Consider the following 22,809-nt stretch of genomic DNA (forward strand, 5'->3'; position numbering starts at 1 on the left):
TTTAAGGGGCAATTAAAATAATCCTTTTTTCTATTTTTTAAACCATTTAAAAAGCTTTTCAACTTCCTCTTCATTTTCATCAAGTTCTGCAAAGGTAAAGTTTTGCCTTTTTGTTTCTTTTTCTATTTCCTTCTCAAAATCTTTGCATTTTTCAAGGATTTCAATATAGTCTATTTCTCTTTCCTTGTTAAAGCCTTCTATTAATGCTTTGTTTTGTTCTTCGTCGTCTATAGTTATGATGCAGGTAAATGCCTTGCCTGAAGCTTCTTTTATCTGCTCTACAAGCTTTAAAAACTCATCCCTGCTTTCGTCGTTATCTGGAAGGATCCATATAGATTGAAGGACATTTAAGGAACCAATGGATTTTAATCTTCTCCACACGGCAACCCTGTTTTTTGAGGTTCCCTTGGAATCTGATAAATAAGTGCCCGCCAGTTCAATTAATCACCCTCCTTAATGTAACACTGGTTACATGTAATACTGGTTACTTTTATTATAGTATAGGAGAGCAATTATGTAAATATTGTTAAATTAAAATTTTGGGGGTTTTCTAATAAATTATTGACACAACCTTATATATGTGCTATCATTACAAAAAGAACCTTTAACTCTGGTCCTGTGAGGCCGGGAAGGTGGGCAAAGGAATACTTATATGTTTATAGGATTGCTATGCCTTCCCGCAAGGGAAGGCTTTTTATATAACCTTTAATTTAGCCCAGCGAGGCTAGAAAGGAGAGATAATATGTTAAAAGGAAGACATCTTTTAGACCCAATGGACTTTACAACTTCAGAAATCGACGAGATTTTAGAGCTTGGAGGAGAAATCTCAAAAATCCAGAAAAATTCTCAAAGGCATGTCAAGGAAAGATTCTTGCAACTCTTTTCTATGAACCCAGCACAAGAACAAGATTTAGCTTTGAGGCAGCGATGTTAAGACTTGGAGGGCAGGTAATAGGTTTTTCAGAACCAAATTCATCATCAGTAGCAAAGGGTGAGAGCATAGCAGATACCATAAGAACTATCGCTTGCTATGCAGATATTGCCGTTATGAGGCATCCTAAGGAAGGAGCTCCAAGGGTTGCAGCGATGTATTCTTCAATTCCAGTTATAAACGCAGGCGATGGAGGGCATCAACATCCAACTCAAACATTAACGGATCTTCTAACTATAAAATCTTTAAAGGGCACTCTCTCAAATCTTACCATAGGTCTTTGTGGCGACTTAAAGTTTGGAAGAACTGTCCACTCCCTAATTAAAGCCATGTCAAGATACGAAAATAACAAATTTATCTTAATTTCCCCAAAGGAGCTTAAGGTTCCCGATTATATAAAAAGGGAAGTATTAGAAAAAACAATATAGAATTTTTAGAAGTTGAAAGGATGGAGGATGTTATAGGGAAATTAGACATCCTTTATATGACCAGGGTTCAAAGGGAAAGATTTTTTAACGAAGAGGAATATTTAAGGCTAAAGGATAGCTATATCCTCGACAAGGCAAAATTAAAGGGAGCCAAAGAGGATATGATAATACTGCATCCTCTTCCAAGGGTTAATGAAATTGCAGTTGAGGTTGATGAGGATAAAAGGGCAAAATACTTTGAACAGGAAAAATATGGCATGTTCGTAAGAATGGCTCTTATAATGAAACTTTTGGGGGTGGAAGTATGCTAACAGTAAACAGCATAAAAAATGGAATAGTAATAGATCATATTAAGGCCGGCCTTGGGATAAAAATATTTAAAATGCTTGGGCTTGACAAGATAGATAGCGCAGTTTGTCTTCTAATGAACGTTCCAAGCGAAAAGCTTGGTAAAAAGGATATTATAAAGATAGAAAATGTAGTTGACATAGATCTTACAATCCTTGGGATACTTGATCCCAACATAACAATAAATGTTATAAAGGATGAGGTTATAGTTGAAAAGAAGAAGTTTGAGCTTCCAGAGAGGGTGGAAAATGTTTTAAACTGCAAAAATCCAAGATGCGTAACCTCTATTGAAAAATATATAGATCATGTCTTTTACCTTGTTGATAAGGAAAAGGGAGAATATAGGTGTATGTATTGCGATGAGATATATACCCTTTCGGAGGTTTGATTATGGAACTTTTAATAAAGAATGTTAATATTGTGGATAGCTCAAAGGCCTTCTGTGGAGATGTTTATATAAATAATGGAAAAATAGAAGATATAGGAATATTAAATAGGGACTGTGAAGTTTTGGATGGAGAAGGTCTATACCTTCTCCCATCCTTTGTAGATCTTCACGCCCACTTTAGGGAACCAGGATATGAATACAAAGAGGATATATTGTCAGGTTCAATGGCGGCGGTAAAGGGAGGATATACTGCCGTTAATCTTATGGGCAATACAAATCCTACCTGCTCTTATATGGATATAGTTGATTATGTCCTTGATAGGGCAAGAAGAATTGGACTTGTTGACATTCACCAAACCGTTACAATAACAAAGGATATGTTAGGAAAGGATATAGATCATCTTAAATTGATAGATGAAAGGGTTAAATTTATATCCGACGACGGAAAGGGTATAGTAAACAACAAAGTGATGCTCCTTGCCATGCAAGTTGCAAAGGAAAAGGGAATTACAGTGATATCTCATGCGGAGGATGATGAAATTTCAAAGATAGATACAAGGCTTTCAGAAAACTTAATGACAAAAAGGGATATAGAGCTTGCAAAGTTTACAGGATGCAGCCTCCATATAGCCCATGTAAGCACCAAAGAGGCGATGGAGGAGATAGCGACTGCAAAAGATAAGGGAATTAAGATAACCTGTGAAGTTACGCCCCATCATATTTTCGGAACAAGTAGTCTTAATTATAAAGTAAATCCACCATTGAGGGAAAGAGAAGATATAGAAGCTTTGATAAGGGCGATTAAAAGGGGATATGTAGATGCCATAGCAACGGACCATGCACCCCATACTAAAGAGGATAAGGAAAAGGGAGCTATGGGGATTTCAGGCATTGAAGTCGCCTTCCCTATATGCTTTAGGAAGCTTGTTCTTGAGGGCCATATAACTTTAAATAGACTTATAAAGATTATGTCTGAAAACCCTGCAAGGATAATGGGGCTTAACAAAGGAAAAATAGAGGTAGGATACGATGGAGACTTGGTTTTGGTTGATTTAAAAAGAATTATAAAATTGATCCATCAAGCTTTTTATCAAAGGGGAAAAACAATCCCTTCGATGGATATGAAGTTTATGGAAGGGTAGTTTCAACTATAAAGGCAGGAAAAGTTCTTTTTAGGGGTGATTGATTTGATTATAGATAGGTTATATGAAGCAGTAGAAAAAAGGGACATGTATGTGTGGGGCTTGACACTTCATTAGATTATATTCCAAAGGATTTTTAAACAAGTTTGCATCCCCTATGATGCTCTATTTGAATTCAATAAAAGGATAATAGATACAACGGAGGATGTAGTAGCCTGCTTTAAGGTTCAAATCGCCTACTATGAAGCCTTAGGAATAGAGGGAATGAAGGTCTATAGCAAAACTGTAAAATATTTAAAAAGTAGAGGGAATATAGTTATCGGCGATATTAAAAGATCCGATATTTCTGATACTGCAAAGATGTATGCAAGGGCTCACTTTGAAGGAGATTTTGAGGTGGATTTAATAACAGTAAATCCGTATATGGGAATAGATAGTATAATACCTTTTTTAGAGTATGTGGATAAGGAGAAGGGAATATTTGTCTTAGTAAAGACATCAAACCCCTCCTGCAAAGATCTTCAAACTTTATATGCAGGGGGAAAAAGGGTTTTTGAAAGGGTTTATGATTTCCTAAAGCCATATATCGAAAAAAATTTAGGTAAATACGGGTATAGTCCGATTGGTGCAGTTGTCGGATGCACAAACTCCGATGAGGCTCTAGATATAAGAAAAAAGTTAAATGGTATGTTCTTTTTAATCCCTGGCTATGGTGCTCAGGGCGGAGGGGCAGAAGACGTTAAAAGGCTTTTAGTAGATGGAAACGGAGGAGTTGTAAACTCATCAAGGGGGATTCTTTTGGCCTATAAAAAATACGAGGATGATTTCGATATTGCAGCAAGAAAAGAAGTTTTAAGGATGAGGGAGGAGATAACAAATGCAATACAAATCCCTTGATGTTTTAGAAAATGTAATGGTGGCTGAAAATATATATAAACTTACATTAAAGGGCGAATACGAAGTAAAGCCAGGGCAATTTTCATGCTAAAGTCTTGGGAGGATGAGCCCATCCTTTCAAGACCCTTTAGCATATACGATAAAGGAGAGGATTATATTAGCTTTCTTTATGAGGTTAAAGGAAAGGGAACGGAGAAATTATCAAGATTAAAAAAGGAAGATAAGGTTAAAGCTTTAGGCCCCTTAGGAAATGGAATGGATATATCAAGGATAAAGGGTAAAGTTGCTCTAATAGGGGAGGAATTGGGATAGCACCTTTGGCTTACTTTGCAAAAAAGATAGAGGCAGATGTTGACATATACTTTGGATTTAGGGATGAAGTATATGGGATAGAAAATTTAAGGAACAAAGAATTGTTTATAACCACAGAAAGTGGAAGGGTAGGTTATAAGGGTTATGTAACCGATATATTTAATCCTTTTGATTATAACCTAGTAATAACCTGTGGCCCTTTAGTTATGATGGATAAAGTTAAAAGGATATGCGAAAAAACTGCAACTCCCTTTATCTTTTGATGGAGAGCAAAATGGCCTGTGGAATAGGAGCCTGCCTTGTATGCACGTGTAAAACAAAGGATGGGATGAGAAGGGTATGTAAAGACGGACCAATATTTAAAGGTGAGGAGGTTCTTTTAGATGCTTGAAGTTACTTTATGGGGGAAAAATTTAAAAACCCTGTTATTGCAGCTTCTGGAACCTTTGGATTTGGAAGAGAATACAATGAACTTTATGATGTATCTATTCTTGGAGGAATTGCAACAAAGGGATTAACCCTTAAAAAGGGAAGGAAATGAAGGGGAAAGGTGCTATGAAACGGCATGCGGAATGTTAAATAGCGTAGGCCTTCAAAATCCAGGAATAGATTATTTTATAGAAAATGAACTTCCCTTTATGAAAAGCTTAAACACGGTTGTAATTGCAAACCTTAGTGGAGGAAGCATAGAAGAATATGTAAAGGGTGCAGAAAAGCTTGATAAAAGCGATGTAGATATAATAGAACTTAATATATCCTGCCCAAATGTTAAGGAGGGTGGAATGAACTTTGGAATAAAGTCAAAGGTTGCAAGGGAGGTTGTAAGGGAGGTTCGAAAAGTAGTTAAAAAACCTCTTATAGTTAAGCTCTCACCTAATGCTGAGGATATCGTCGATATGGCGGTATCCTGTGTAGAAGAAGGTGCTGATGGAATATCCCTTGTAAATACCTTTAAAGCTATGGCAATAGATATTTATAAAAGAAAGCCTGTGTTTAAAAACGTATTTGCAGGTTTGTCAGGACCTTCAATAAAGCCGATAGCCCTAAGGATGGTCTATGAGGTTTCAAAGGCAGTTGATGTTCCTGTTATAGGTATTGGCGGTATAAAAGACTACAAGGATGCAATAGAGTTTATGATGGCAGGGGCAAGCCTTGTGCAGGTTGGAACAGCAAATTTTATAAACCTCTTTGCCTGCATAGAGATTATAAAGGGAATGGAAAACTTTTAAAGGAGCAGGGGACAAACAGCATAGAAGAAATTATAGGGATAGTTTAATGGAGGGATAGAGATGGATGTAATGAAAATTCTTCTTGAAACCGGTGCATTGTTAGAAGGGCATTTTCTTTTGACTTCAGGAAGGCACAGCGATAGATTTATAATGTGTTCTAAGCTTATGATGTTCCCGGATAAAGCTGAGGTTGTTTTAAAAAATGTGGTAGAAAAGCTAAGGGATGTTGAGTTTGATGTGGTTGTTGGTCCTGCGATGGGGGAGTTTTGGTATCCTATGAAATTGCAAGGCAGATGGGAAAGGTAGCTATGTTTACTGAAAAAGAGGGCGAAGGTTTTGTCTTAAGACGAGGATTTGAAATAAAAAGGGGCAAAAGGTGTTAATAGCAGAGGATGTTGTAACAACAGGGAAATCCTCGGGAGGCACCATAGAAGTTGTAAAAGCATTGGGAGGAGAAGTTGTTGGAATAGCCTGCATAGTGGATAGAAGCAGCAGGGAATTTGAATACCCAATATACAGTGCCATAAAGCTTGATATAGAAACCTATGAAGAAGCAGATTGCCCCTTATGCAAAAAAGGAATCCCTTTAATAAAGCCTAAAACACAAAAATCTTAATCTTAAGTGCCTGTCACTTAAGATTACTGCGTAAAATTTAATTGACATTATTACTAATTAGTAGTATATTAATTATATGAATAGGAAGTCTTATGGAGAAATAAATGATATTAATTTGAAGACCCTAATTGCAATCAGCAGAAGTTATCAAACAATATTAAAAAGATTGAACAAAGTATTTAAGGAAGGAGGTTTAACTCCGTCTCAATTTGGTGTTCTTGAGGCATTATACCACAAAGGCGATTTAAGAATCGGGGAGATAATTGAAAAGATTCTTTCTACAGGCGGTAATATGACAGCCGTTATCGATAATCTTGAGAAGAGTGGAATGGTTAAAAGATACCAGGATCCTAATGACAGAAGAGCATCCATTATAAGTATTACTGAAAAAGGCAGAAGAAAAATAGAAGAAATTTTTCCAATTCACCTCGAAGAGCTAAACAATGCTTTGATCAATCTTTCATTAGAGGAAAAAAAATTTTAATTAATCTACTTAAAAAGCTTAACAATAAACTCTAATTTTTTATCAATATGTTACTAATTAGTATATTTTGAATTAGTAGAAATAAGGTTTAAAAATAATATATTTAATAAAAAATATAATAAAAAATATAAAAGGAGGAAAAGTAAATGAGAAAGGTTTTATACATTACTGCAAATCCTAAAAAGTCGAAAATTCTTTTAGCCTTTGGGCAGGTGAAGAATTTTTAAAAAATTACAAACAAAATAACCCTGAAGACGAAATTAGGAAGATTGATGTCTATGCTGAAAACATCCCTTTAATTGATGCTGATGTTTTAAATGCATGGGGAAAGTTTCAAGGAGGTGCATCTTTTGACGATTTAACAGAAGATGAAAAGGAAAAAGTTGCAAGAATGAATGAAATTGTAGATGAATTTATTTCAGCTGACAAATATATATTTGTATCACCACTATGGAACTTTACAATTCCACCAATGTTAAAGGCCTATATAGACAATATTTGTATAGCAGGAAAGACTTTTAAATATACTGAAAACGGTCCTATTGGTTTATTAAATGGCAAGAAAGCCCTTCATATACAAGCTTCTGGCAGCATCTACACTGATAGTCCAATTAAGGAAATGGAACTTGGAGATAGATACTTAAAAACAGTGCTCGCATTCATAGGAGTTAACGATTTCGAATCAATTCTTCTTGAAGGGACAGCACTTTTGCATCCATATGAGGTAAAAAACAAGGTGGAAGAAAAAATTAAAGAAATATCAAGAAGGTTTTAATTAAAGATACAGGCACTTAAGATTTAAGTTTTTAAACCAGGTTATCCTGGTTTATTTTTATTTTTGGGGTGTTATAATTTAAGTAGCACGTTAATAAAGGGTGATAGAAATGAAAGTTGCCTTCGTAGTTTATTACAGTAAGCTTAACAGAAATAGCTTTAATGCGCTTTCAGCGGCTCTTGGGGTTGATGAGGTTACAAAGGACATTCCAATATATTTTGTTAAAAAAGAAGAGGACTTAATAAAAGGCCTTTGTGAAATAAAGCAAAACTACGATATGACAGTAGTTGGAACATCCTTTTTACAACCCAAATTTGGGAGGTAAACGATTTAGTAAAAAGGATTAAGAATGATCATAAGGAGGTCCTTCTTATTGCAGGAGGACCTCATCCAACAGGGGATATTGAAGGAACGTTGAAGTTAGGATTTGATGTAGTTTTTGTGGGTGAGGCTGAGGATTCTATAGTTGAGTTTTTCAGAAGGATTAAATTGGATGAAGATTATCTTAATATAAAGGGAATAGCCTTTTTAAAGGATGATAATGTTTGCTATACAGGAAAAAGGGACTACGTTGACCTTGATAAATATCCACCCTTCCCATATATGCTTGGCAAATTTGGACATATTGAGATAACAAGAGGTTGTCCCTTTGCCTGCAATTTCTGTCAAACATCCCATATTTTCGGAGGAAAGGTAAGACACAGAAGCATAGAAAAGGTCCTGGAGGCCGCAGAGAGGATGATAAAAAGAAATTTAACGGATTTTAGGGTTATAACCCCAAACGCCTTTTCTTATCTTTCTGAGGATGGGAGAGAAGTTAACATAAAGGGACTTGAAATATTTCTAAGGGAAGTGAATAGACTTTATAAGCCTAAAGGGACCATAAATATAGGTTCCTTTCCCTCAGAAGTAAGGCCGGAGCATGTAAGGGAGGATACGCTTGAGCTTTTAAAGACATATGCAGATAATAAGAATATTATAATAGGGGCACAAAGCGGTAGCCCTTGTATATTAAAAAATTCAAGAAGAGGACATACCCTTGAGGATGTTTATAGGGCGGTTAAACTATCAGTAAAATATGGCTATATCCCTGATGTTGATTTTATATTTGGTCTTCCAGGAGAAACAGAAAGGGACGTTTTAGATACCATTAAATTTATGAAGGAACTTGCAAATTTAGGTGCAAGGATACATGCTCATACCTTTATGCCCCTTCCCCAAACAGCCTATAGCAAGGAAAAACCAGGGAGGATAGATCCTAAGATAAAGGAAACTATAAGCAAAATGTTAAAGGAAGATAAAAACGTAGTATTTGGAAACTGGACGGTTCAAGAAAGACAAGCGGAGAAAATATATAAATATCTAAATTATGGAATTATTTAGTGGTAATATTTTATAAAAATACGATATAATAATTATCAAGGATAGTTTAGGGGGAATTTTTATGGAAAAAAGATTATACAGGTCAAGGACAGATAGGATGATAGCTGGGGTATGTGGAGGTATTGCAAAGTATTTTGACATGGACCCAACAATCGTAAGGCTTTTATGGGTGCTTATTGTAATGCTTGGAGGTTCTGGGATACTTGCCTATATTATTTGCTGGATTGTTATTCCTGAGGAGCCAATAGGCTAGCTATTTTGGATTAGCCTTATATAATAACTTATTACGATTTGGGGGATTAATTTGAAAAGGATTATTAAAGGGGGATTTATATACCCTGCTGTTGGACAACCCTTTAGGGGGATGTATTAATTGAGGACGGGAAAATTAAAAAACTTGCAGAGAACATTGAAGAGGACTGCGAAATTATCGATGCTTCTGGAAAATTCGTATTTCCAGGGTTTGTCGATGCCCACAGCCACCTTGGATTATTCGAAGAGGGGGTAGGATCTATTTATCAGGATGGAAACGAAGCAACGGATCCTGTAACTGCCCATGTAAGGGTAATAGATGCATTTAATCCCGATGACAGTGCAATTGAAAGGGCCTTAAGTGGGGAGTAACTACTGTTATGATTCTTCCTGGAAGTGCAAATCCAATCGGAGGTCAAGGGGCAATATTAAAATTAAGAAGCAAAATAGTTGATGAGATGATTATAAAGGAACCAGCAGGTTTAAAGATGGCCCTTGGAGAAAATCCTAAAAGGGTTTATGGAGGTAAAAATCAAACTCCTTCCACAAGGCTTGGGACAGCAGCAGTTATAAGAGGATATTTTATGAAGGTTCAGGATTATATAAAGAAAAAGGAAAACGCACAAAAAGAGGGAAAGGAATTTACAGAAAGGGATATAAAGCTTGAAATAGGAGAAAGGGTTTTAAAGGGTGAGATTCCAGCAAGGATCCACTGCCATAGGAAGGATGATATATTAACAGCTATAAGGATAGCTGAGGAATTTGGCTTTAAGTTTGTTTTAGAACATGGAACAGAAGGATATAAGATTGCTGATTATTTAAAGAAAGAAAACGTTCCTGTTGTCGTTGGACCGTTATTTGGATTTAACACAAAGCTTGAGCTGAAGGATAAAACCTATGAGGCTATTAAGATTTTAAACGAAAAGGGCGTTTTAATTTCAATAATGTGTGATCATCCTGTAATCCACTTAGAACATGCTAATATTCATGCAGGTGTTGCCTTAAGGTATGGTGCAAAGGAGGAGGATCTAATTAAAATGCTTACCATAAACGGAGCAAGGATCCTTGGCTTGGAGGATAGGATAGGTAGTATTGAAGAAGGAAAGGATGCTGATATAGTAATTTGGAGCCACCATCCCTTTGACTTAAGGGCAAGGGCGGAAAAGGTTTATATAGATGGGGAATGTGTATACAGTATATAGGGCCTGATAATTTATCAGGCCTTTATAAAAATTTGGGGGAGTATTATGGAAGTTTTAGATAAGATAAAGGGTTTGCAGCCAATCTTTTGGGAAAATCCAAAAAATTAAATGCCGATGATGCATTAAAGAAAATAGATTTAACTTATGAGGATATCCTTGAGGCTGAGGATAGGCTTAAAAGGTTTGCACCTTTAATAAAAAAATTATTTCCTGAAACGGAGGATGGGATTATTGAATCACCTTTGGTTGAGATAAAAAATATGAAATTGGAACTGGAAAATAAATACAAAAAGAAAATAAATGGAAAACTATTTTTAAAGTGCGATAATTATTTAAAGGTTGCAGGTTCCATAAAGGCAAGGGAGGAATTTATGAGGTTTTAAAACATGCCGAGGACCTAGCAATGGAAAATAGATTGTTATCAAAGGATGATGATTATTCAAAGTTATCTGAGGAATCCTTTAAAAAATTTTTCTCAAATTATAAAATTGCTGTAGGTTCTACCGGGAATTTAGGTTTATCTATAGGTATTATGGCTTCGGCTTTAGGTTTTAAAGTGGATATTCATATGTCCCATGATGCTAAGGAATGGAAGAAAAAGATCCTAAGGGATAGGGGATGCAATGTTATTGAATACAAGGAGGATTATACAAAGGCAGTTGAAGAGGGAAGAAGGCAGTGTGAAGGTGATAAAAATGCTTATTTTGTGGATGATGAAAATTCAAAGCACCTTTTTTGGGATATTCTGTAGCAGCCCTAAGGCTTAAAAGGCAGCTTGAAGAGTTAGGAATAAAAATAAATAAGGATAATCCTTTATTTGTATATTTGCCCTGTGGGGTTGGAGGAGCACCAGGTGGAATAACATTTGGGCTCAAACATGTATTTAAGGATGATGTTTTCTGCTACTTTGTAGAGCCAACCCATTCACCCTGCATGCTTTTAGGCCTTGTAACAGGGAAACATGAAAAGGTGCATGTTAATGATTATGGAATTGATAATAAGACGGAAGCAGATGGTCTTGCAGTTGGATCGCCCTCAAAGCTTGTATCAAAAATAGCAGAGATTTTAATTGATGGTATCTATACAATTGAAGATGATGAACTTTTTAAACTTCTTGCCCTTTTAAAGGATAGTGAAGATATTAAGATTGAGCCATCAGCGGCGGCTTCATTAAAGGGTCCACTACTTTTAGAAGCATCCCAAAATGCAATTCATATAGCCTGGGCTACAGGAGGAATATTTGTTCCTGACGATATTTATGAAAAAATGTATATTAGGGGTAAGAATATTATTTGAAAAATTGGATAAAATAAATCATATAATGTATTGAATTATGTTTTGGAAGGGTTGCTATGAAAAGAACTATTTTTCTTTCTTTAATTTTTCTTGTTCTTTTTACATCTGTTGTTTTTGCTCACAAGCCTATATTTGAAACAAGGGATACTACCTTTGAAAAACCAATTGTTGTAAAGGACCACACTATAAGTTATGCAATTTATGGAAGCCTTGATAAAATCGATGACGTAGATTTTGTAAAATTTGAGGCAAAAAATAAGGATCCTTTGTTTGTCCAAATGACAATTCCAATCATTAAAGGCAATGAGGATTTTAGCCCCTCCTTTGCTATTATCGGAAAGGGCATAAAGCAGAGGGATAAGCTACCCTTTGATATTCCTGAAGGGTATGGAAGTTTAGTAATAAAGCCTTCACCTAAGGAATACTTTTATGAAAAATTTACCCAGACTAAATACTATATAAGGCAAACTATAAGGGGAGAAATTCCTGAGGATGGAGAATATTATGTTGCAGTCTTTTCAGATGGCGAAAAGGGAAAATATTCCCTTGCAATTGGTGAAAAGGAAAAATTTACAGTTGTCGATTGGTTAAAGATGCCTTTTATTTATGTAGTGGTTAAGTATTTCTTTAACCCATTTGCAACGGTTGCAGTCATAGGTTTTATTATTATATTAATCTTCTATATAGTTAAAGAAGAAGGGCCTAAATTGGCCCTTGATTATTCTGCAAGTGTTTTATGAACATCCTTTAAAAGACTCCTTATAGGAAGCTTTTGTGGGCATACATCTTCACATTTTCCGCATTCTTTACAGTTTTCAGCTCTATTTTCTTTATTTATGTAGTTATTGTAAACTTTTCTGCTTCCCTCTAAATCGTTGTATATGAAGGCACATGTTGTAAACTGAAAAATTCCTTGGAATATCAACACCAAAGGGGCAAGGCATGCAGTATTTGCAACTTGTGCAGCCAATTTGGTTAAGGCTTTTATATGTTTCCTTCACCTTTTTAATTAATTTTATTTCCTCCTCATTTAGAGAATAAGGATAAGCATCATTGATAACCTTTAAGTTTTCCTCTACCTGTTCAATTGTGCTCATTCCGCTAAGTAACAAAGATACTTCTTCAAAGTTTAGGACATATCTTAATGCCCATTCGGCAGGTGTTCTTTTAACATTGTGTGAATTCCAAATATCCTTTACTTTTTCTGGAGGCTCCTTAGCAAGTTTCCCTCCTTTTAATGGTTCCATGACTATTATAGAAATTCCTTTAGAATGGGCATATTTTAGTCCTCTTAATCCTGCCTGTTCATCTTCATCAAGATAGTTGAATTGGATTTGTGAAAAGTCCCATTCAAAGGCATCTATTATATCTTTAAAAACATTGAATTCATCGTGAAAAGAAAAACCAATTTTTTTAATTTTACCTTCATTTTTTGCCTTTACTAAAAAATCTAAAACTCCAAGGTTATATACCTTTTCCCATGAATTTTTGAAAGGGCATGAAGAAGATAGCAGTCTATATGGTTAGTTTCTAATTTATTTAGCTGTTCATTTAATAATCTTTCAAAATCATCCTTTTCATTTACAAGCCAAACGGGCATTTTAGTGGCAAGTAAAACTTTTTTCTATAACCTCCCTTTAAAACTTCAGCAGTAAATATTTCACTATTTCCCTTATGATAAGGATATGCTGTATCTATGTAATTAACTCCATTATCAATTGCATATCTTACCATTTTAAATGCCTTTTCCTTATCTATTTGCCCCTCATCACCATTTAAAATTGGAAGTCTCATCATTCCAAAACCTAAAGCAGAAACTTCAAGGTCCTTTGCGAATTTTCTATATTGCATAACAACCCTCCTAAAATTCATATGGTTTACAAATTATCTCTTTGATTTTAGTTTCAAATATTGATGCTGCATGGGAAGGCCTTATCACAACGGCAGTATCAGCGCCTTCTCCTGTTCCTCCTATTGCTATTATATCTTCACCGTAGGGGATTAGCCCAGCATCAAGGGCCATAATTGAAATTTCTACAGCAACTTTAACACCTTGTCCGAGCATTCTAAGTGTATGGGCCATAATTTCAACAGGATATATGCCAGCAAATTTTTTGATATTCCCCTTTCTGCACCAGACAAAACATGGGTTCCCGTATAAACTTTAAATCCAAGCTTTTTAAGATCTTCTATTGTTTTTTCATCTATTTCCATAACTCCAGGTTCTTCAAAACCATTTACATGGGTTATAACTATAATATTTTTGCCACTACCAGCTAAAAACTTTGCAGTATATCCTGAACAGGATGCAACGACGATATAATCTATGCCCTTTTCTTCTGCAACCTTTAGGGCAAGTTCTATGGTTTTTGCTGTATTGTGCCTTCCTGCGGTTTCAAAATACATTTTAGCACCTCCTACTTTTATTTCTTAATAATAATTTTAATATATTTTTGCCAAAAAATGAAAATAGAATTTTGTTGTTTTCATTTATATAATAGTGTTATAATGTTTCATGGAGGGATTGTCATGGAAAACGATAAGGTTTTTGATCTTCTAACCAAATTGTATAGCGAAATGCAGAACGGTTTTAAAGAAGTTAATAATAGACTAGACAGGGTAGAAGAAAGACTAGACAGGGTAGAAGAAAGGCTAGACAGGGTAGAAGAAAGGCTAGACAGGGTAGAAGAAAGGCTAGATAGGGTAGAAAAAGACTAGACGGAGTAGAAGAAAGACTAAATAAGGTAGAAAACAATCAAGTGACTATGGAAAATGAACTAAAAGAGATGAAAAAGACTTTGTTTGATGGTTATGTGCAGAACACAGAAGCCATAAAAAGATTGGAAGCAAAGGTTGACGAGCTTTCTGAAAAAGTTGATAGGCATGATATTAAAATTCAAGTTATAGAGGGTGGAAAATCATCAAGAAGAAAGGCTAAATAACAGGGGGATAATATGAAACTTTTACTTTTATGCATAGTAGGGTTTGTTGCAGCCTTTGTGGATTCCATTGCAGGTGGTGGGGGACTTATTTCTGTTCCAGCCTTTATGCTCTATGGTTTACCAACACATATGGTTCTTGGAACAAACAAATTCTCTGCTACGACGGCATCTTTAACAAGTTCAATCAAATACATAAAATCAGGAACTACAAATAAAGAATTACTTAAATATTTATCGCCTATGACCTTTATTGGAGCTGTCATTGGCGTAAACTTAGTTTTAAAAATAAACCAAAGGTATCTTTATGCTATGGTTTTAATCCTTGTTCTTTTTGTTGGTATATATACGCTTTTTTCAAAAACGATTGGTCAAGAGGATAATTTTAATGGTTTAAATAGAAGAAACCTATTATTGGGTATGATCTTAGCATTATTTATAGGTGGGTATGATGGCTTCTTTGGACCTGGGACAGGCTCCTTTTTGATTTTTGGGCTTATAAATATTTATGGTTTTAATTTTTTAAATGCTGCAGGAAATGCGAGGTTTTTGAATTTTTGAGCAATATTGCTTCTTTAATAGTTTTTGCCTACAAAGGAATGGTGGATTATAAGATAGCAATTCCAGTTGCTCTATTTATGATTATAGGAGCGCGCCTTGGAACTAAAGCAGCACTTTTTAAGGGATCTAAATTTATAAAACCTATATTTGTAACGATGTCTATTTTAGTTGCTTTAAGGATGCTATATAATTTTATAAACATATAAAAAGCAGGCAGATGCCTGCTTTATTAGTCTCCAAAGGATATTCCAACGCTTCTTGCAACCTGAACAAGTTCTCCATTTGGATCAACGTATTTTTCTTTTCCTATAACGTCCTCAAGTGGAACATATGATATGTCGTCTCCCTTTAGACATACCATGTTGCCGAATTTTCCTTCTGCTATAAGGTCAACGGCTTTAACTCCATATCTTGTTGAGAGTATTCTGTCGTATGTTGAAGGTGAACCTCCTCTTTGAACATGGCCCAAAATAGTTGCTCTTATTTCATGAGTTTTTATTCTTTGTTCAAGTTCATTTGCAAGTTTATGGGCAATACCTCCAAGTCTTATTGGGTCTGGGCTGTCCTTTACTATCTTGCTGACTACAACTTCTCCTCCTTTTGGCTTTGCGCCTTCAGCCACAACAATTATGCTAAACAATCTTCCCATTTTTCTTCTTTCTTCTATTTTTTCAACTACTTTATCTAAATCAAATGGTATTTCAGGAATTAGTATAACATCAGCTGAACCTGCAATTCCTGCATGTAGAGCAATCCAACCTGCATTTCTTCCCATAACTTCAAGTATCATAATTCTATGATGGGATTCAGCTGTGGTATGTAGTCTATCTAGGGCTTCAGTAACAACTTCAATTGCAGTGTTAAAACCAAATGTGTAGTCAGTTCCACCAAGGTCGTTGTCGATTGTTTTAGGAACTCCAACAACCTTAACTCCCTTTCTTGAAAAATCCCTTGCACTTGTTAAAGTTCCATCCCCACCAACAACAACTAAGGCATCAACGCCTTCCTTTTTCATGTTTTCAATTGCAACGTCGGAAACGTCCTTTTTAACAATTTGACCATTTTCTTCAACTTGGTAGTCGAAAAGGTTATCTTTATTTGAGGTATAAAGTATTGTTCCTCCTTTGTGAATAAGCCCAGTTACACTATCTAAAGTAAGAGGAATAAAATCGTTTAGATAAAGCCCCCTATAACCGTATTTGTAGCCAATAACTTCATAGCCGTATTTTAAAATTGCAGTTCTTGTTACAGCTCTTATTACTGCATTCAAGCCAGGGCAATCTCCACCACCAGTTAAAATAGCAATTTTTTGATTTGCGACATTAATTACACCCCCGTTATTAAAATCTAACTTATATTATATATTGTTCAAATAATATATAAAATATTTATTATATTCAAAAAAGTTATTTATTATTAACAAAAAAGTCGATTAAGAAATAAGATGGATTTTTTGTCGATAAATAACCTTTTGAAATATTTATTATTTGTGTTATAATTAAAAAAGATTACTGAATTTAACAGGCAGACCTCTTTAACTTGGGAAACCAGGTTAAAAAAAAGAGGTGGAATGCCATGAGGATTTTGCGCGAAAAAATTGAATACTTAAGAAGGAAGATGGATAGAAGATTAGAAGAAAAAATTTTATTGTTGATGATGAGATAGTTAAGTTAAGCCAATTATTGGATAAGTTTATCGCAAAATATCAAAAAAGGCAAACGAAAATAAATAGGGGATAGCCCCTATTTTTGTTTGTCCTTCTATATAATGTAATTGACAAATTAAAATAATCAATTATAATAAAATTGTAAACATTATGCACCCGTAGCTCAGCAGGATAGAGCAACGGTTTCCTAAACCGTGTGCCGGAGGTTCGAATCCTCTCAGGTGCACCAGATCAAGCCTTCGGGCTTGATTTTTATTTTTAAGTGGTGATTTTATGAATCATGAATATTTTATGAAAATAGCCATCGAAGAAGCCAAAAAGTGCCTTTTTTAGATGAGGTTCCCGTTGGAGCTATAATAGTTAAGGATGGGAAAATAATAGCAAGGGCTCATAATTTAAGGGAAACCTTAAGGGATGCCACAGCTCATGCTGAAATCCTTGCAATCAATGAGGCATGCATGGCATTAGGGGATGGCGCCTTTTAGACTGCACTATGTATGTAACCCTAGAACCTTGTCCGATGTGTGCAGGAGCCCTTGTAAATTCTAGAATAAAAACTTTGATTTTTGGGACTAGGGATCCTAAGGGAGGGGCCTGTGGAAGTTTATATAACATTGTAGCAGATGAAAGGCTCAATCACAGAATAGAAATCATTGAGGGAGTTTTACAGGATGAGTGTAGTAAACTCTTAAAAGAGTTTTTTAAAAGCAAAAGAAAAAGGATTGATAATTTTATATAAAAATTGTAATATATATTTAGTATGGAGAGATGGCCGAGAGGTCTAAGGCACTTGACTCGAAATCAAGCGTGGGGCAACTCCACCGTGGGTTCGAATCCCACTCTCTCCGCCAATGTCCGGCTTTTGCCGGATTTTTTATATATTTAAAGGAGGAATAGTATGAAGGTATATATTACCTACCAGATCCCAGAAATTGCAGTAAGATTATTAAAGGAGCACTTTGAAGTTGAGGTAAATAGAGGAAAGCATTTAAGCAAGAAGGAACTTATAGAAAAAATAAAGGATGCAGATGGAGTATTATGTCTTTTAAATAATACTATCGATGCAGAAGTTATGGATAATGCTAAAAGGATAAAGATTTTTGCAAACTATGCGGTAGGCTTTAATAACATAGATGTTTTAGAGGCTAAAAAGAGGGGGATTATCGTTACAAATACGCCGGATGTTTTGACAGATGCAACTGCTGACCTTGCCTTTACTCTATTGCTTTCTGTTGCAAGGAGAATAGTTGAGGCGGATAAATTTACAAGGGAAGGTAAATTTACAGGGTGGGAACCTAATTTATTTTTAGGTTGTGATATAAAAGGTAAAACCTTAGGCATAATTGGCGCAGGAAGGATTGGTAAAGCCTTTGCTAAAAGAAGTATGGGATTTGACATGAAAATAATATACCATAACAGGAGAAGGGATTTAGAATTCGAAAGGGATTTTAACGCAGTTTATGTAGATAAAGAAACTTTAATAAAGGAATCTGATTTTATCTCACTACATGCACCTTTAACAGATGAAACCTATCATATTATATCTGAAAAAGATTTTGATATGATGAAAGAAACTGCAATTCTTATAAACACTGCAAGGGGACCTCTTGTTGATGAAAAGGCTCTTGTAAAGGCGTTAAAGAATAGAAGAATATTTGGCGCAGGTCTTGATGTTTATGAATTTGAACCTCAAATTGAAGAGGAACTTAAAAGTATGGATAATGTTATACTTTTACCTCATATAGGCAGTGCAACAATAAATACAAGAAATGAGATGGCTCGCCTTGCTGCAGAAAATATAATAAGGGTATTAAAGGGTCAGAAGCCTTTAACACCCGTTGTATAGATTACTTTTTACGTTTTGCTAAAGATAAAATAGCACCTAGGGCTATCGATAAAAAGGATGCCATTAATACTCTGTATTCAGATGGAAGTAAAAAGGTTATTGTATGAGCAGGAATCCAAAAGAACGGGATGGTTTTTAAAACTACAAAACTAATAAAGGTATTCCAATCTATTTTTGATATAACATCATTAAGTTTAACCTTTAATATTTTATTAAGTTTACCCTCTCCAAGGTCTATAAAGGTATCGGTTATTCTGTGGAGGGCCATAAAGGTTGGTGCAAAAATAAGGTTCATAAGTGCACTTGTATAAAATGCCGGCCAGAACCTTAAACTACTCTTAGGCAATAAGCTTTTTTCTATGCAAGCACTAACTCCGGAAGAAAATAGATCAAAAACAAGGGCAAAGACCATTCCTAAAAAGCCCCAGATTATAAACCTATAAATTAATCCATGGGGTTTTTTATAGTCCCCCGTTTGAAGTCTTATGGCTAAAAGTTCTCCCATTGTAGCAAGGATGGATACCTTTATAAATCCCATAATATAAGGGTGGGACTTTGTAAGAGTAACAAAAGCAACATGAGTTGGTTTGTAGATTAGAATAAAAATAACTAATAAAAGAGCGGTAAGCCATAGAAAATCCTTTTTCTTCATCTTTATCCCCCTAAATTTATTGAAATTTTTGTATTTTCCAATATTATATCATATGTGGGACAACTTAAACAATTTTTAAAAGGTTGAGGGGAAGACTATTATGATAATTGAAAAATCAAAAGCTAAGGATGTTTTATTGGTAGATGACTCAAACTTAATACAAGTTTCTTTAAAAGAAATTCTTCAAATGGAAGGATATTCCGTTGAGTTAGCTTCAAGTGTGGATGAAGCTATAGCTGCGATAAAAAGAAAAAATGGCGAGTTTCATCTTATTATTCTTGACGTTCATCTTCCCAATAAAGATGGATTTTATTTGGTAGAACTTTTAAGGAAAGATGAAGAGTTTAAAAATTATAAGAATGTTCCAATTATGATGTTAACTTCTGATGCTACAATGGTTACGGTTAAGAAGGCTATAGAAAAGGGAGTTAATGATTACCTTAATAAACCCTTTAAAACATCTGAAATTTTAAAGAGGGTGGAAAAATTAATATTAGATAAAAAAGAAACAAATTATAAAAAGTTAATTGATGCTCTACAAAATGAAATAGAAAGGGCTAAAAGAGGGAATTATAATTTAACTTTGATTATTGCTAGCTGCGAAAGCGAAAAGGATATAAAGATTAATGAAATCATAAATGATATATCAAACAGGTTAAGGAAAGTAGACACCGTTCTTGAACTTGGAACTTCAACTTTTTGTGCGATATTGCCCTTTACCGGGTTAAATGGAGCACAGGTGGTAATCGATAGGATAAAGGAATATCTTATTGGAAAGTGGTATATTGGAATATCCGAATATCCATCCGAGGCAAAAGATGCCCTTGAATTATATAAATTGGCTAAAGAAAAAATAACAAGGGAAATAAACCAAGAAATAAATAAGATAGAAGAAGAAAAGGCATAAGCTTACAAAAATTGTTATTGAATTATTTCGTTAAATATAGTATAATCTATAAGTGCCATATGGAGAGATGTCCGAGAGGTCGAAGGAGCACGACTGGAAATCGTGTGAACCCCTATAAAGGGTTCCGCGGGTTCGAATCCCGCTCTCTCCGCCATGGCCGTGCTAGACGGGGAGGTAGCGGTGCCCTGTAACCTGCAATCCGCTATAGCAGGGTTGAATTCCTTGCTGAGGTACCTGCCTGTGGGGACTGCCCCTGGCAAGTGGTGTTGATAACTGGGTCCTATGCAACAGAAACCTGTGAACCCCGCCAGGTCCGGGAGGAAGCAACGGTAAGCAGGCACTTCTGTGTGCCATGGGGAAGCCTGGTTGGAGCTAACTACCAGGGTAACGCCTGTAGGTTTATATCAAGGCAAGGTGCACGGCCTTAAAGATCTGGATTGCCAGGTCTTTTTTATATACAGACATCAAGCTGGTGCTAAGTCACCAGCTTAATTTTTAAAGGAGCTGATTTTATGAGAATTGCTCTTTATAGAAAATGGAGACCTCAAAACTTTGACGAAGTTGTCGGACAGGAGCCTATCGTTAAAACTTTAAAAAATCAAATAAAAGCTGGACATATATCGCATGCTTATCTTTTTCAGGAACTAGAGGAACAGGTAAAACATCGACAGCAAGAATATTTGCAAAGGCTATAAACTGTTTAAATCCAATAGATGGGAATCCATGTAATGAGTGCGAAATATGTTCAGGAATAAACAAAGGAACATTACTTGATTTTATTGAAATAGATGCTGCATCTAACAATAGAGTTGAGAATGCTAGGGATCTTATCGATACTGTTTCAATTCCTCCTTCAAAGGCAAAATACAAGGTATATATAATAGACGAAGTTCATATGCTGTCAACTCATGCCTTTAATGCTCTTTTAAAAACCTTAGAGGAACCCCTGAATATGCTGTATTTATATTAGCTACAACAGACCCTCAAAAGGTTCCGGTAACTATTTTATCAAGATGCCAGAGGTTTAATTTTAAGAGAATTAAAAAGGATGAGATTAAGGAAAGACTAAAGCTTATTGTAAACGAAATTGGAGTAGAGATTGAAGAAAATGTTTTGGATCTTATAGCTTCAAATTCTGATGGTGCATTAAGAGATGCCTTGTCTTTACTTGATCAATTGGTTTCTACAGTAAGCGGCAAAATAGATTATGAAAGCGTTATATCAATACTAGGTTTAACATCAAAGGAAAATATTTTTAAACTTGTTGATTTGATAATTGAAAAGGATATTCAAAATTCACTGAAACTTGTAGATAAAATTATATTAGAAGGTAAGGATATAAACAATTTTATAGAAGAAATTATTGCTCATCTTAGAAACCTTTTAATGGTTAAAGTCTCTAAAAACCCTTCAGAGATTATAGATGCAAGTATAGATTATATAAAGGAGCTTAAAAATCAAGCAGGCAGAATTTCAAGTGAAGAAATAATGAGGGGGATAAATATATTTATAGAGGCGGAAAACGATGCAAAAACATTTATGCAGCCAAGGATCGCCCTTGAGATGGCGGTGATTAAGTTTTGTAGAATAGAATATGACACTTCCTTAGAAGTTATTTTAAATAGATTAAATAGATTAGAGGAAGCTATAAAATCTGGAAATGTAACTATAAATGTAAATTTAAAGGAAGAACACAAAAAGAGACAAAACAAATATTAAAGGTAGAAGAACCATCAAAACAGGAGGCAAAGGAGGAGGCTGCATTAACTGTTGATGTTACTTTAGATGAAGCTAGAATAGCATGGCAGGATGTTTTAAATTATTTAAAAGTAAATAAAAGGATGAGCCTTGCTTCCCTACTTAATTTAGGGGATGTTACATCTGTAAAAAATGGGGAAATAACTATAACCTTTGAAGGTAAATATGCCTTTTCAAAAAGAAAATCGAAGAGGGAGACAATAAAAGTTTATTATAGAGGCCTTCTCTAAGGTTTTAAGAAAACCAGTTAAGATAAGACTTGAGGTTAAAGAGGAAAAGAATGATATAGAGGAAGCTATTAAAAAGACAAAGGAAATTTTTGGTGAGGATATAGTTGAAGTGGTTGAGTAAATTAATGGCTTGGAGAGATATAAAAAAAATGGTATAATTTTTAAAGACCCACATTCAAGTATTTGCATATAATAATATAAAGGCTACAAGGAGGTTTTAAAATGTTCAAGGGTGGAATGCCACCAATGGGAGGCGGATTTAATAATTTAATAAAGCAAGTTCAAAAGATGCAAAAACAAATAGAAGAATTTCAGGAAGAACTTCATAATAGAACTTTTGAAGCTTCAGTTGGCGGTGGTGCTGTAACTGCAGTGGTAAACGGTAAAAAGCAGCTTCTTGAAATAAAGATAAAGAAAGAAGTTGTTGATCCAGATGACGTTGAAATGCTTCAAGATTTAATACTTGCTGCAGTTAATGAGGCTACAAATAAAGCAGAGGAAACTGTGACAAGCGAAATGGCAAAGATAACTGGTGGGCTTCAAATGCCAGGTCTTTTCTAATGTGGG

Annotated in this window: 17 protein-coding genes, 3 tRNA genes, 1 other RNA gene and 13 pseudogenes; 29 read left to right on the top strand and 5 right to left on the bottom strand. The window is 35.0% G+C overall.

Translation table 11 applies throughout. The features are described 5' to 3' along the window. Nucleotides 1–30: 30 nt before the first annotated feature. Nucleotides 31–381 (bottom strand): Chromate resistance protein ChrB, encoded by a 351-nt coding sequence (locus PWK10_RS16940; RefSeq protein ID WP_274766852.1) that lies wholly within the window; start codon nt 379–381, stop codon nt 31–33. A gap of 361 nt (nt 382–742) precedes the next feature. Between PWK10_RS16940 and pyrB the strand changes: the two are divergent. The 16 genes and pseudogenes from pyrB to PWK10_RS17020 all read left to right on the top strand — a co-directional run bounded on the left by pyrB (nt 743) and on the right by PWK10_RS17020 (nt 12,423). Next, a pseudogene (gene pyrB, locus PWK10_RS16945) lies at nt 743–1,670 on the top strand (aspartate carbamoyltransferase). Next, a complete protein-coding gene (locus tag PWK10_RS16950; protein ID WP_008908745.1) occupies nt 1,664–2,095 on the top strand; it encodes an aspartate carbamoyltransferase regulatory subunit in 432 nt (143 codons plus the stop codon). The pseudogene pyrB and the gene PWK10_RS16950 overlap by 7 nt, the downstream one beginning before the upstream one ends. A 2-nt stretch (nt 2,096–2,097) precedes the next feature. Continuing rightward, nucleotides 2,098–3,237 carry a dihydroorotase gene (locus PWK10_RS16955; protein WP_274766853.1) on the top strand — a complete coding sequence of 380 codons (1,140 nt, stop codon included), beginning with the start codon at nt 2,098–2,100 and terminating at the stop codon, nt 3,235–3,237. A gap of 45 nt (nt 3,238–3,282) precedes the next feature. Then, nucleotides 3,283–4,134: pseudogene (pyrF, locus tag PWK10_RS16960) on the top strand (orotidine-5'-phosphate decarboxylase). Further along, nucleotides 4,115–4,837, top strand: a pseudogene (locus tag PWK10_RS16965) (dihydroorotate dehydrogenase electron transfer subunit). The pseudogenes pyrF and PWK10_RS16965 overlap by 20 nt, the downstream one beginning before the upstream one ends. 9 nt (nt 4,838–4,846) lie before the next feature. Further along, nucleotides 4,847–5,722: pseudogene (locus tag PWK10_RS16970) on the top strand (dihydroorotate dehydrogenase). A gap of 13 nt (nt 5,723–5,735) precedes the next feature. Further along, a pseudogene (pyrE, locus tag PWK10_RS16975) lies at nt 5,736–6,291 on the top strand (orotate phosphoribosyltransferase). 41 nt (nt 6,292–6,332) lie between these two features. Beyond that, a pseudogene (locus PWK10_RS16980) lies at nt 6,333–6,810 on the top strand (MarR family winged helix-turn-helix transcriptional regulator). 215 nt (nt 6,811–7,025) lie between these two features. Next, nucleotides 7,026–7,550: pseudogene (locus PWK10_RS16985) on the top strand (FMN-dependent NADH-azoreductase); the annotation flags it as partial. 109 nt (nt 7,551–7,659) lie between these two features. Further along, entirely contained in the window at nt 7,660–7,875 is a 216-nt protein-coding gene (locus PWK10_RS16990) for a hypothetical protein (RefSeq protein ID WP_274766855.1), read from the top strand. 17 nt (nt 7,876–7,892) lie between these two features. Continuing rightward, on the top strand, nt 7,893–8,933 hold the full coding sequence (locus tag PWK10_RS16995) for a TIGR04013 family B12-binding domain/radical SAM domain-containing protein (RefSeq protein ID WP_274768355.1): 1,041 nt from the start codon (nt 7,893–7,895) through the stop codon (nt 8,931–8,933). Nucleotides 8,934–8,994: 61 nt separating this feature from the next. Further along, nucleotides 8,995–9,186, top strand: coding sequence for a PspC domain-containing protein (locus PWK10_RS17000; protein ID WP_008909394.1), 192 nt, complete (start codon nt 8,995–8,997; stop codon nt 9,184–9,186). A gap of 176 nt (nt 9,187–9,362) precedes the next feature. Next, nucleotides 9,363–9,557 (top strand): hypothetical protein, encoded by a 195-nt coding sequence (locus PWK10_RS17005; protein WP_274768356.1) that lies wholly within the window; start codon nt 9,363–9,365, stop codon nt 9,555–9,557. Between the two features lie 8 nt (nt 9,558–9,565). Further along, entirely contained in the window at nt 9,566–10,387 is an 822-nt protein-coding gene (locus PWK10_RS17010) for an amidohydrolase family protein (RefSeq protein WP_274766857.1), read from the top strand. A 45-nt stretch (nt 10,388–10,432) separates the two neighbouring features. Then, nucleotides 10,433–11,683, top strand: a pseudogene (locus tag PWK10_RS17015) (D-serine ammonia-lyase). Between the two features lie 56 nt (nt 11,684–11,739). Then, entirely contained in the window at nt 11,740–12,423 is a 684-nt protein-coding gene (locus PWK10_RS17020; RefSeq protein WP_274766858.1) for a hypothetical protein, read from the top strand. Here the strand turns inward: PWK10_RS17020 and PWK10_RS17025 are convergent. Both PWK10_RS17025 and PWK10_RS17030 read right to left on the bottom strand, forming a co-directional pair. Continuing rightward, a pseudogene (locus PWK10_RS17025) lies at nt 12,402–13,534 on the bottom strand (aldo/keto reductase). The gene PWK10_RS17020 and the pseudogene PWK10_RS17025 overlap by 22 nt on opposite strands. Before the next feature lie 10 nt (nt 13,535–13,544). Continuing rightward, nucleotides 13,545–14,089 (bottom strand): annotated as a pseudogene (locus tag PWK10_RS17030) (pyruvate kinase alpha/beta domain-containing protein). A 123-nt stretch (nt 14,090–14,212) separates the two neighbouring features. Here PWK10_RS17030 and PWK10_RS17035 point away from each other — a divergent pair. The 3 genes and pseudogenes from PWK10_RS17035 to PWK10_RS17045 all read left to right on the top strand — a co-directional run bounded on the left by PWK10_RS17035 (nt 14,213) and on the right by PWK10_RS17045 (nt 15,389). Beyond that, on the top strand, nt 14,213–14,401 hold the full coding sequence (locus tag PWK10_RS17035; RefSeq protein ID WP_274766859.1) for a hypothetical protein: 189 nt from the start codon (nt 14,213–14,215) through the stop codon (nt 14,399–14,401). A 47-nt stretch (nt 14,402–14,448) separates the two neighbouring features. Then, nucleotides 14,449–14,625, top strand: coding sequence for a hypothetical protein (locus PWK10_RS17040; protein WP_274766860.1), 177 nt, complete (start codon nt 14,449–14,451; stop codon nt 14,623–14,625). Between the two features lie 12 nt (nt 14,626–14,637). Continuing rightward, nucleotides 14,638–15,389 (top strand): annotated as a pseudogene (locus tag PWK10_RS17045) (sulfite exporter TauE/SafE family protein). Between the two features lie 23 nt (nt 15,390–15,412). Here PWK10_RS17045 and PWK10_RS17050 read toward each other — a convergent pair. After that, nucleotides 15,413–16,510 carry a 6-phosphofructokinase gene (locus PWK10_RS17050; RefSeq protein WP_274768357.1) on the bottom strand — a complete coding sequence of 366 codons (1,098 nt, stop codon included), beginning with the start codon at nt 16,508–16,510 and terminating at the stop codon, nt 15,413–15,415. A 334-nt stretch (nt 16,511–16,844) separates the two neighbouring features. Between PWK10_RS17050 and PWK10_RS20205 the strand changes: the two genes are divergently transcribed. The 5 genes and pseudogenes from PWK10_RS20205 (at nt 16,845) to PWK10_RS17070 (ending at nt 18,695) form a co-directional block, all read left to right on the top strand. Continuing rightward, on the top strand, nt 16,845–16,922 hold the full coding sequence (locus PWK10_RS20205; RefSeq protein WP_446715398.1) for a hypothetical protein: 78 nt from the start codon (nt 16,845–16,847) through the stop codon (nt 16,920–16,922). A gap of 79 nt (nt 16,923–17,001) precedes the next feature. Then, a tRNA-Arg gene (locus tag PWK10_RS17055) sits at nt 17,002–17,078 on the top strand. 44 nt (nt 17,079–17,122) lie between these two features. Next, nucleotides 17,123–17,588 (top strand): annotated as a pseudogene (gene tadA, locus PWK10_RS17060) (tRNA adenosine(34) deaminase TadA). Between the two features lie 23 nt (nt 17,589–17,611). Next, nucleotides 17,612–17,700, top strand: a tRNA-Ser gene (locus PWK10_RS17065). 47 nt (nt 17,701–17,747) lie between these two features. Further along, nucleotides 17,748–18,695: a 2-hydroxyacid dehydrogenase gene (locus PWK10_RS17070; RefSeq protein ID WP_008909405.1), complete on the top strand. Its 948-nt coding sequence runs from the start codon at nt 17,748–17,750 to the stop codon at nt 18,693–18,695. 1 nt (nt 18,696) lies between these two features. Here PWK10_RS17070 and PWK10_RS17075 read toward each other — a convergent pair whose 3' ends face one another. Continuing rightward, a complete protein-coding gene (locus PWK10_RS17075; protein WP_008909406.1) occupies nt 18,697–19,347 on the bottom strand; it encodes an Mpv17/PMP22 family protein in 651 nt (216 codons plus the stop codon). Between the two features lie 100 nt (nt 19,348–19,447). Here PWK10_RS17075 and PWK10_RS17080 point away from each other — a divergent pair, with 100 nt between their 5' ends. The 5 genes and pseudogenes from PWK10_RS17080 (at nt 19,448) to PWK10_RS17110 (ending at nt 22,803) form a co-directional block, all read left to right on the top strand. Beyond that, nucleotides 19,448–20,254: a response regulator gene (locus PWK10_RS17080; protein WP_274766861.1), complete on the top strand. Its 807-nt coding sequence runs from the start codon at nt 19,448–19,450 to the stop codon at nt 20,252–20,254. 61 nt (nt 20,255–20,315) lie between these two features. Next, nucleotides 20,316–20,408: transfer RNA gene (locus tag PWK10_RS17085), tRNA-Ser, on the top strand. A gap of 3 nt (nt 20,409–20,411) precedes the next feature. Continuing rightward, nucleotides 20,412–20,676, top strand: an RNA gene (gene ffs, locus PWK10_RS17090) — signal recognition particle sRNA large type. 90 nt (nt 20,677–20,766) lie between these two features. Continuing rightward, a pseudogene (dnaX, locus tag PWK10_RS20210) lies at nt 20,767–22,363 on the top strand (DNA polymerase III subunit gamma/tau). 101 nt (nt 22,364–22,464) lie between these two features. Continuing rightward, nucleotides 22,465–22,803 carry a YbaB/EbfC family nucleoid-associated protein gene (locus tag PWK10_RS17110; RefSeq protein ID WP_274766865.1) on the top strand — a complete coding sequence of 113 codons (339 nt, stop codon included), beginning with the start codon at nt 22,465–22,467 and terminating at the stop codon, nt 22,801–22,803. Nucleotides 22,804–22,809: the final 6 nt, after the last annotated feature.

Source organism: Caloramator sp. Dgby_cultured_2 (assembly GCF_028872215.1).
GTDB lineage: Bacteria > Bacillota > Clostridia > Clostridiales > Caloramatoraceae > Caloramator > Caloramator australicus.

Bases quoted from the DNA above. Each gene is read 5' to 3' on its own strand.
- PWK10_RS16950 (WP_008908745.1), top strand. From the start codon at position 1,664: ATGCTAACAGTAAACAGCATAAAAAATGGAATAGTAATAGATCATATT.
- PWK10_RS16955 (WP_274766853.1), top strand. From the start codon at position 2,098: ATGGAACTTTTAATAAAGAATGTTAATATTGTGGATAGCTCAAAGGCC.
- PWK10_RS16990 (WP_274766855.1), top strand. From the start codon at position 7,660: ATGAAAGTTGCCTTCGTAGTTTATTACAGTAAGCTTAACAGAAATAGC.
- PWK10_RS17000 (WP_008909394.1), top strand. From the start codon at position 8,995: ATGGAAAAAAGATTATACAGGTCAAGGACAGATAGGATGATAGCTGGG.
- PWK10_RS17010 (WP_274766857.1), top strand. From the start codon at position 9,566: ATGATTCTTCCTGGAAGTGCAAATCCAATCGGAGGTCAAGGGGCAATA.
- PWK10_RS17020 (WP_274766858.1), top strand. From the start codon at position 11,740: ATGAAAAGAACTATTTTTCTTTCTTTAATTTTTCTTGTTCTTTTTACA.
- PWK10_RS17035 (WP_274766859.1), top strand. From the start codon at position 14,213: ATGGAAAACGATAAGGTTTTTGATCTTCTAACCAAATTGTATAGCGAA.
- PWK10_RS17040 (WP_274766860.1), top strand. From the start codon at position 14,449: ATGGAAAATGAACTAAAAGAGATGAAAAAGACTTTGTTTGATGGTTAT.
- PWK10_RS17070 (WP_008909405.1), top strand. From the start codon at position 17,748: ATGAAGGTATATATTACCTACCAGATCCCAGAAATTGCAGTAAGATTA.
- PWK10_RS17075 (WP_008909406.1), bottom strand. From the start codon at position 19,347: ATGAAGAAAAAGGATTTTCTATGGCTTACCGCTCTTTTATTAGTTATT.
- PWK10_RS17080 (WP_274766861.1), top strand. From the start codon at position 19,448: ATGATAATTGAAAAATCAAAAGCTAAGGATGTTTTATTGGTAGATGAC.
- PWK10_RS17110 (WP_274766865.1), top strand. From the start codon at position 22,465: ATGTTCAAGGGTGGAATGCCACCAATGGGAGGCGGATTTAATAATTTA.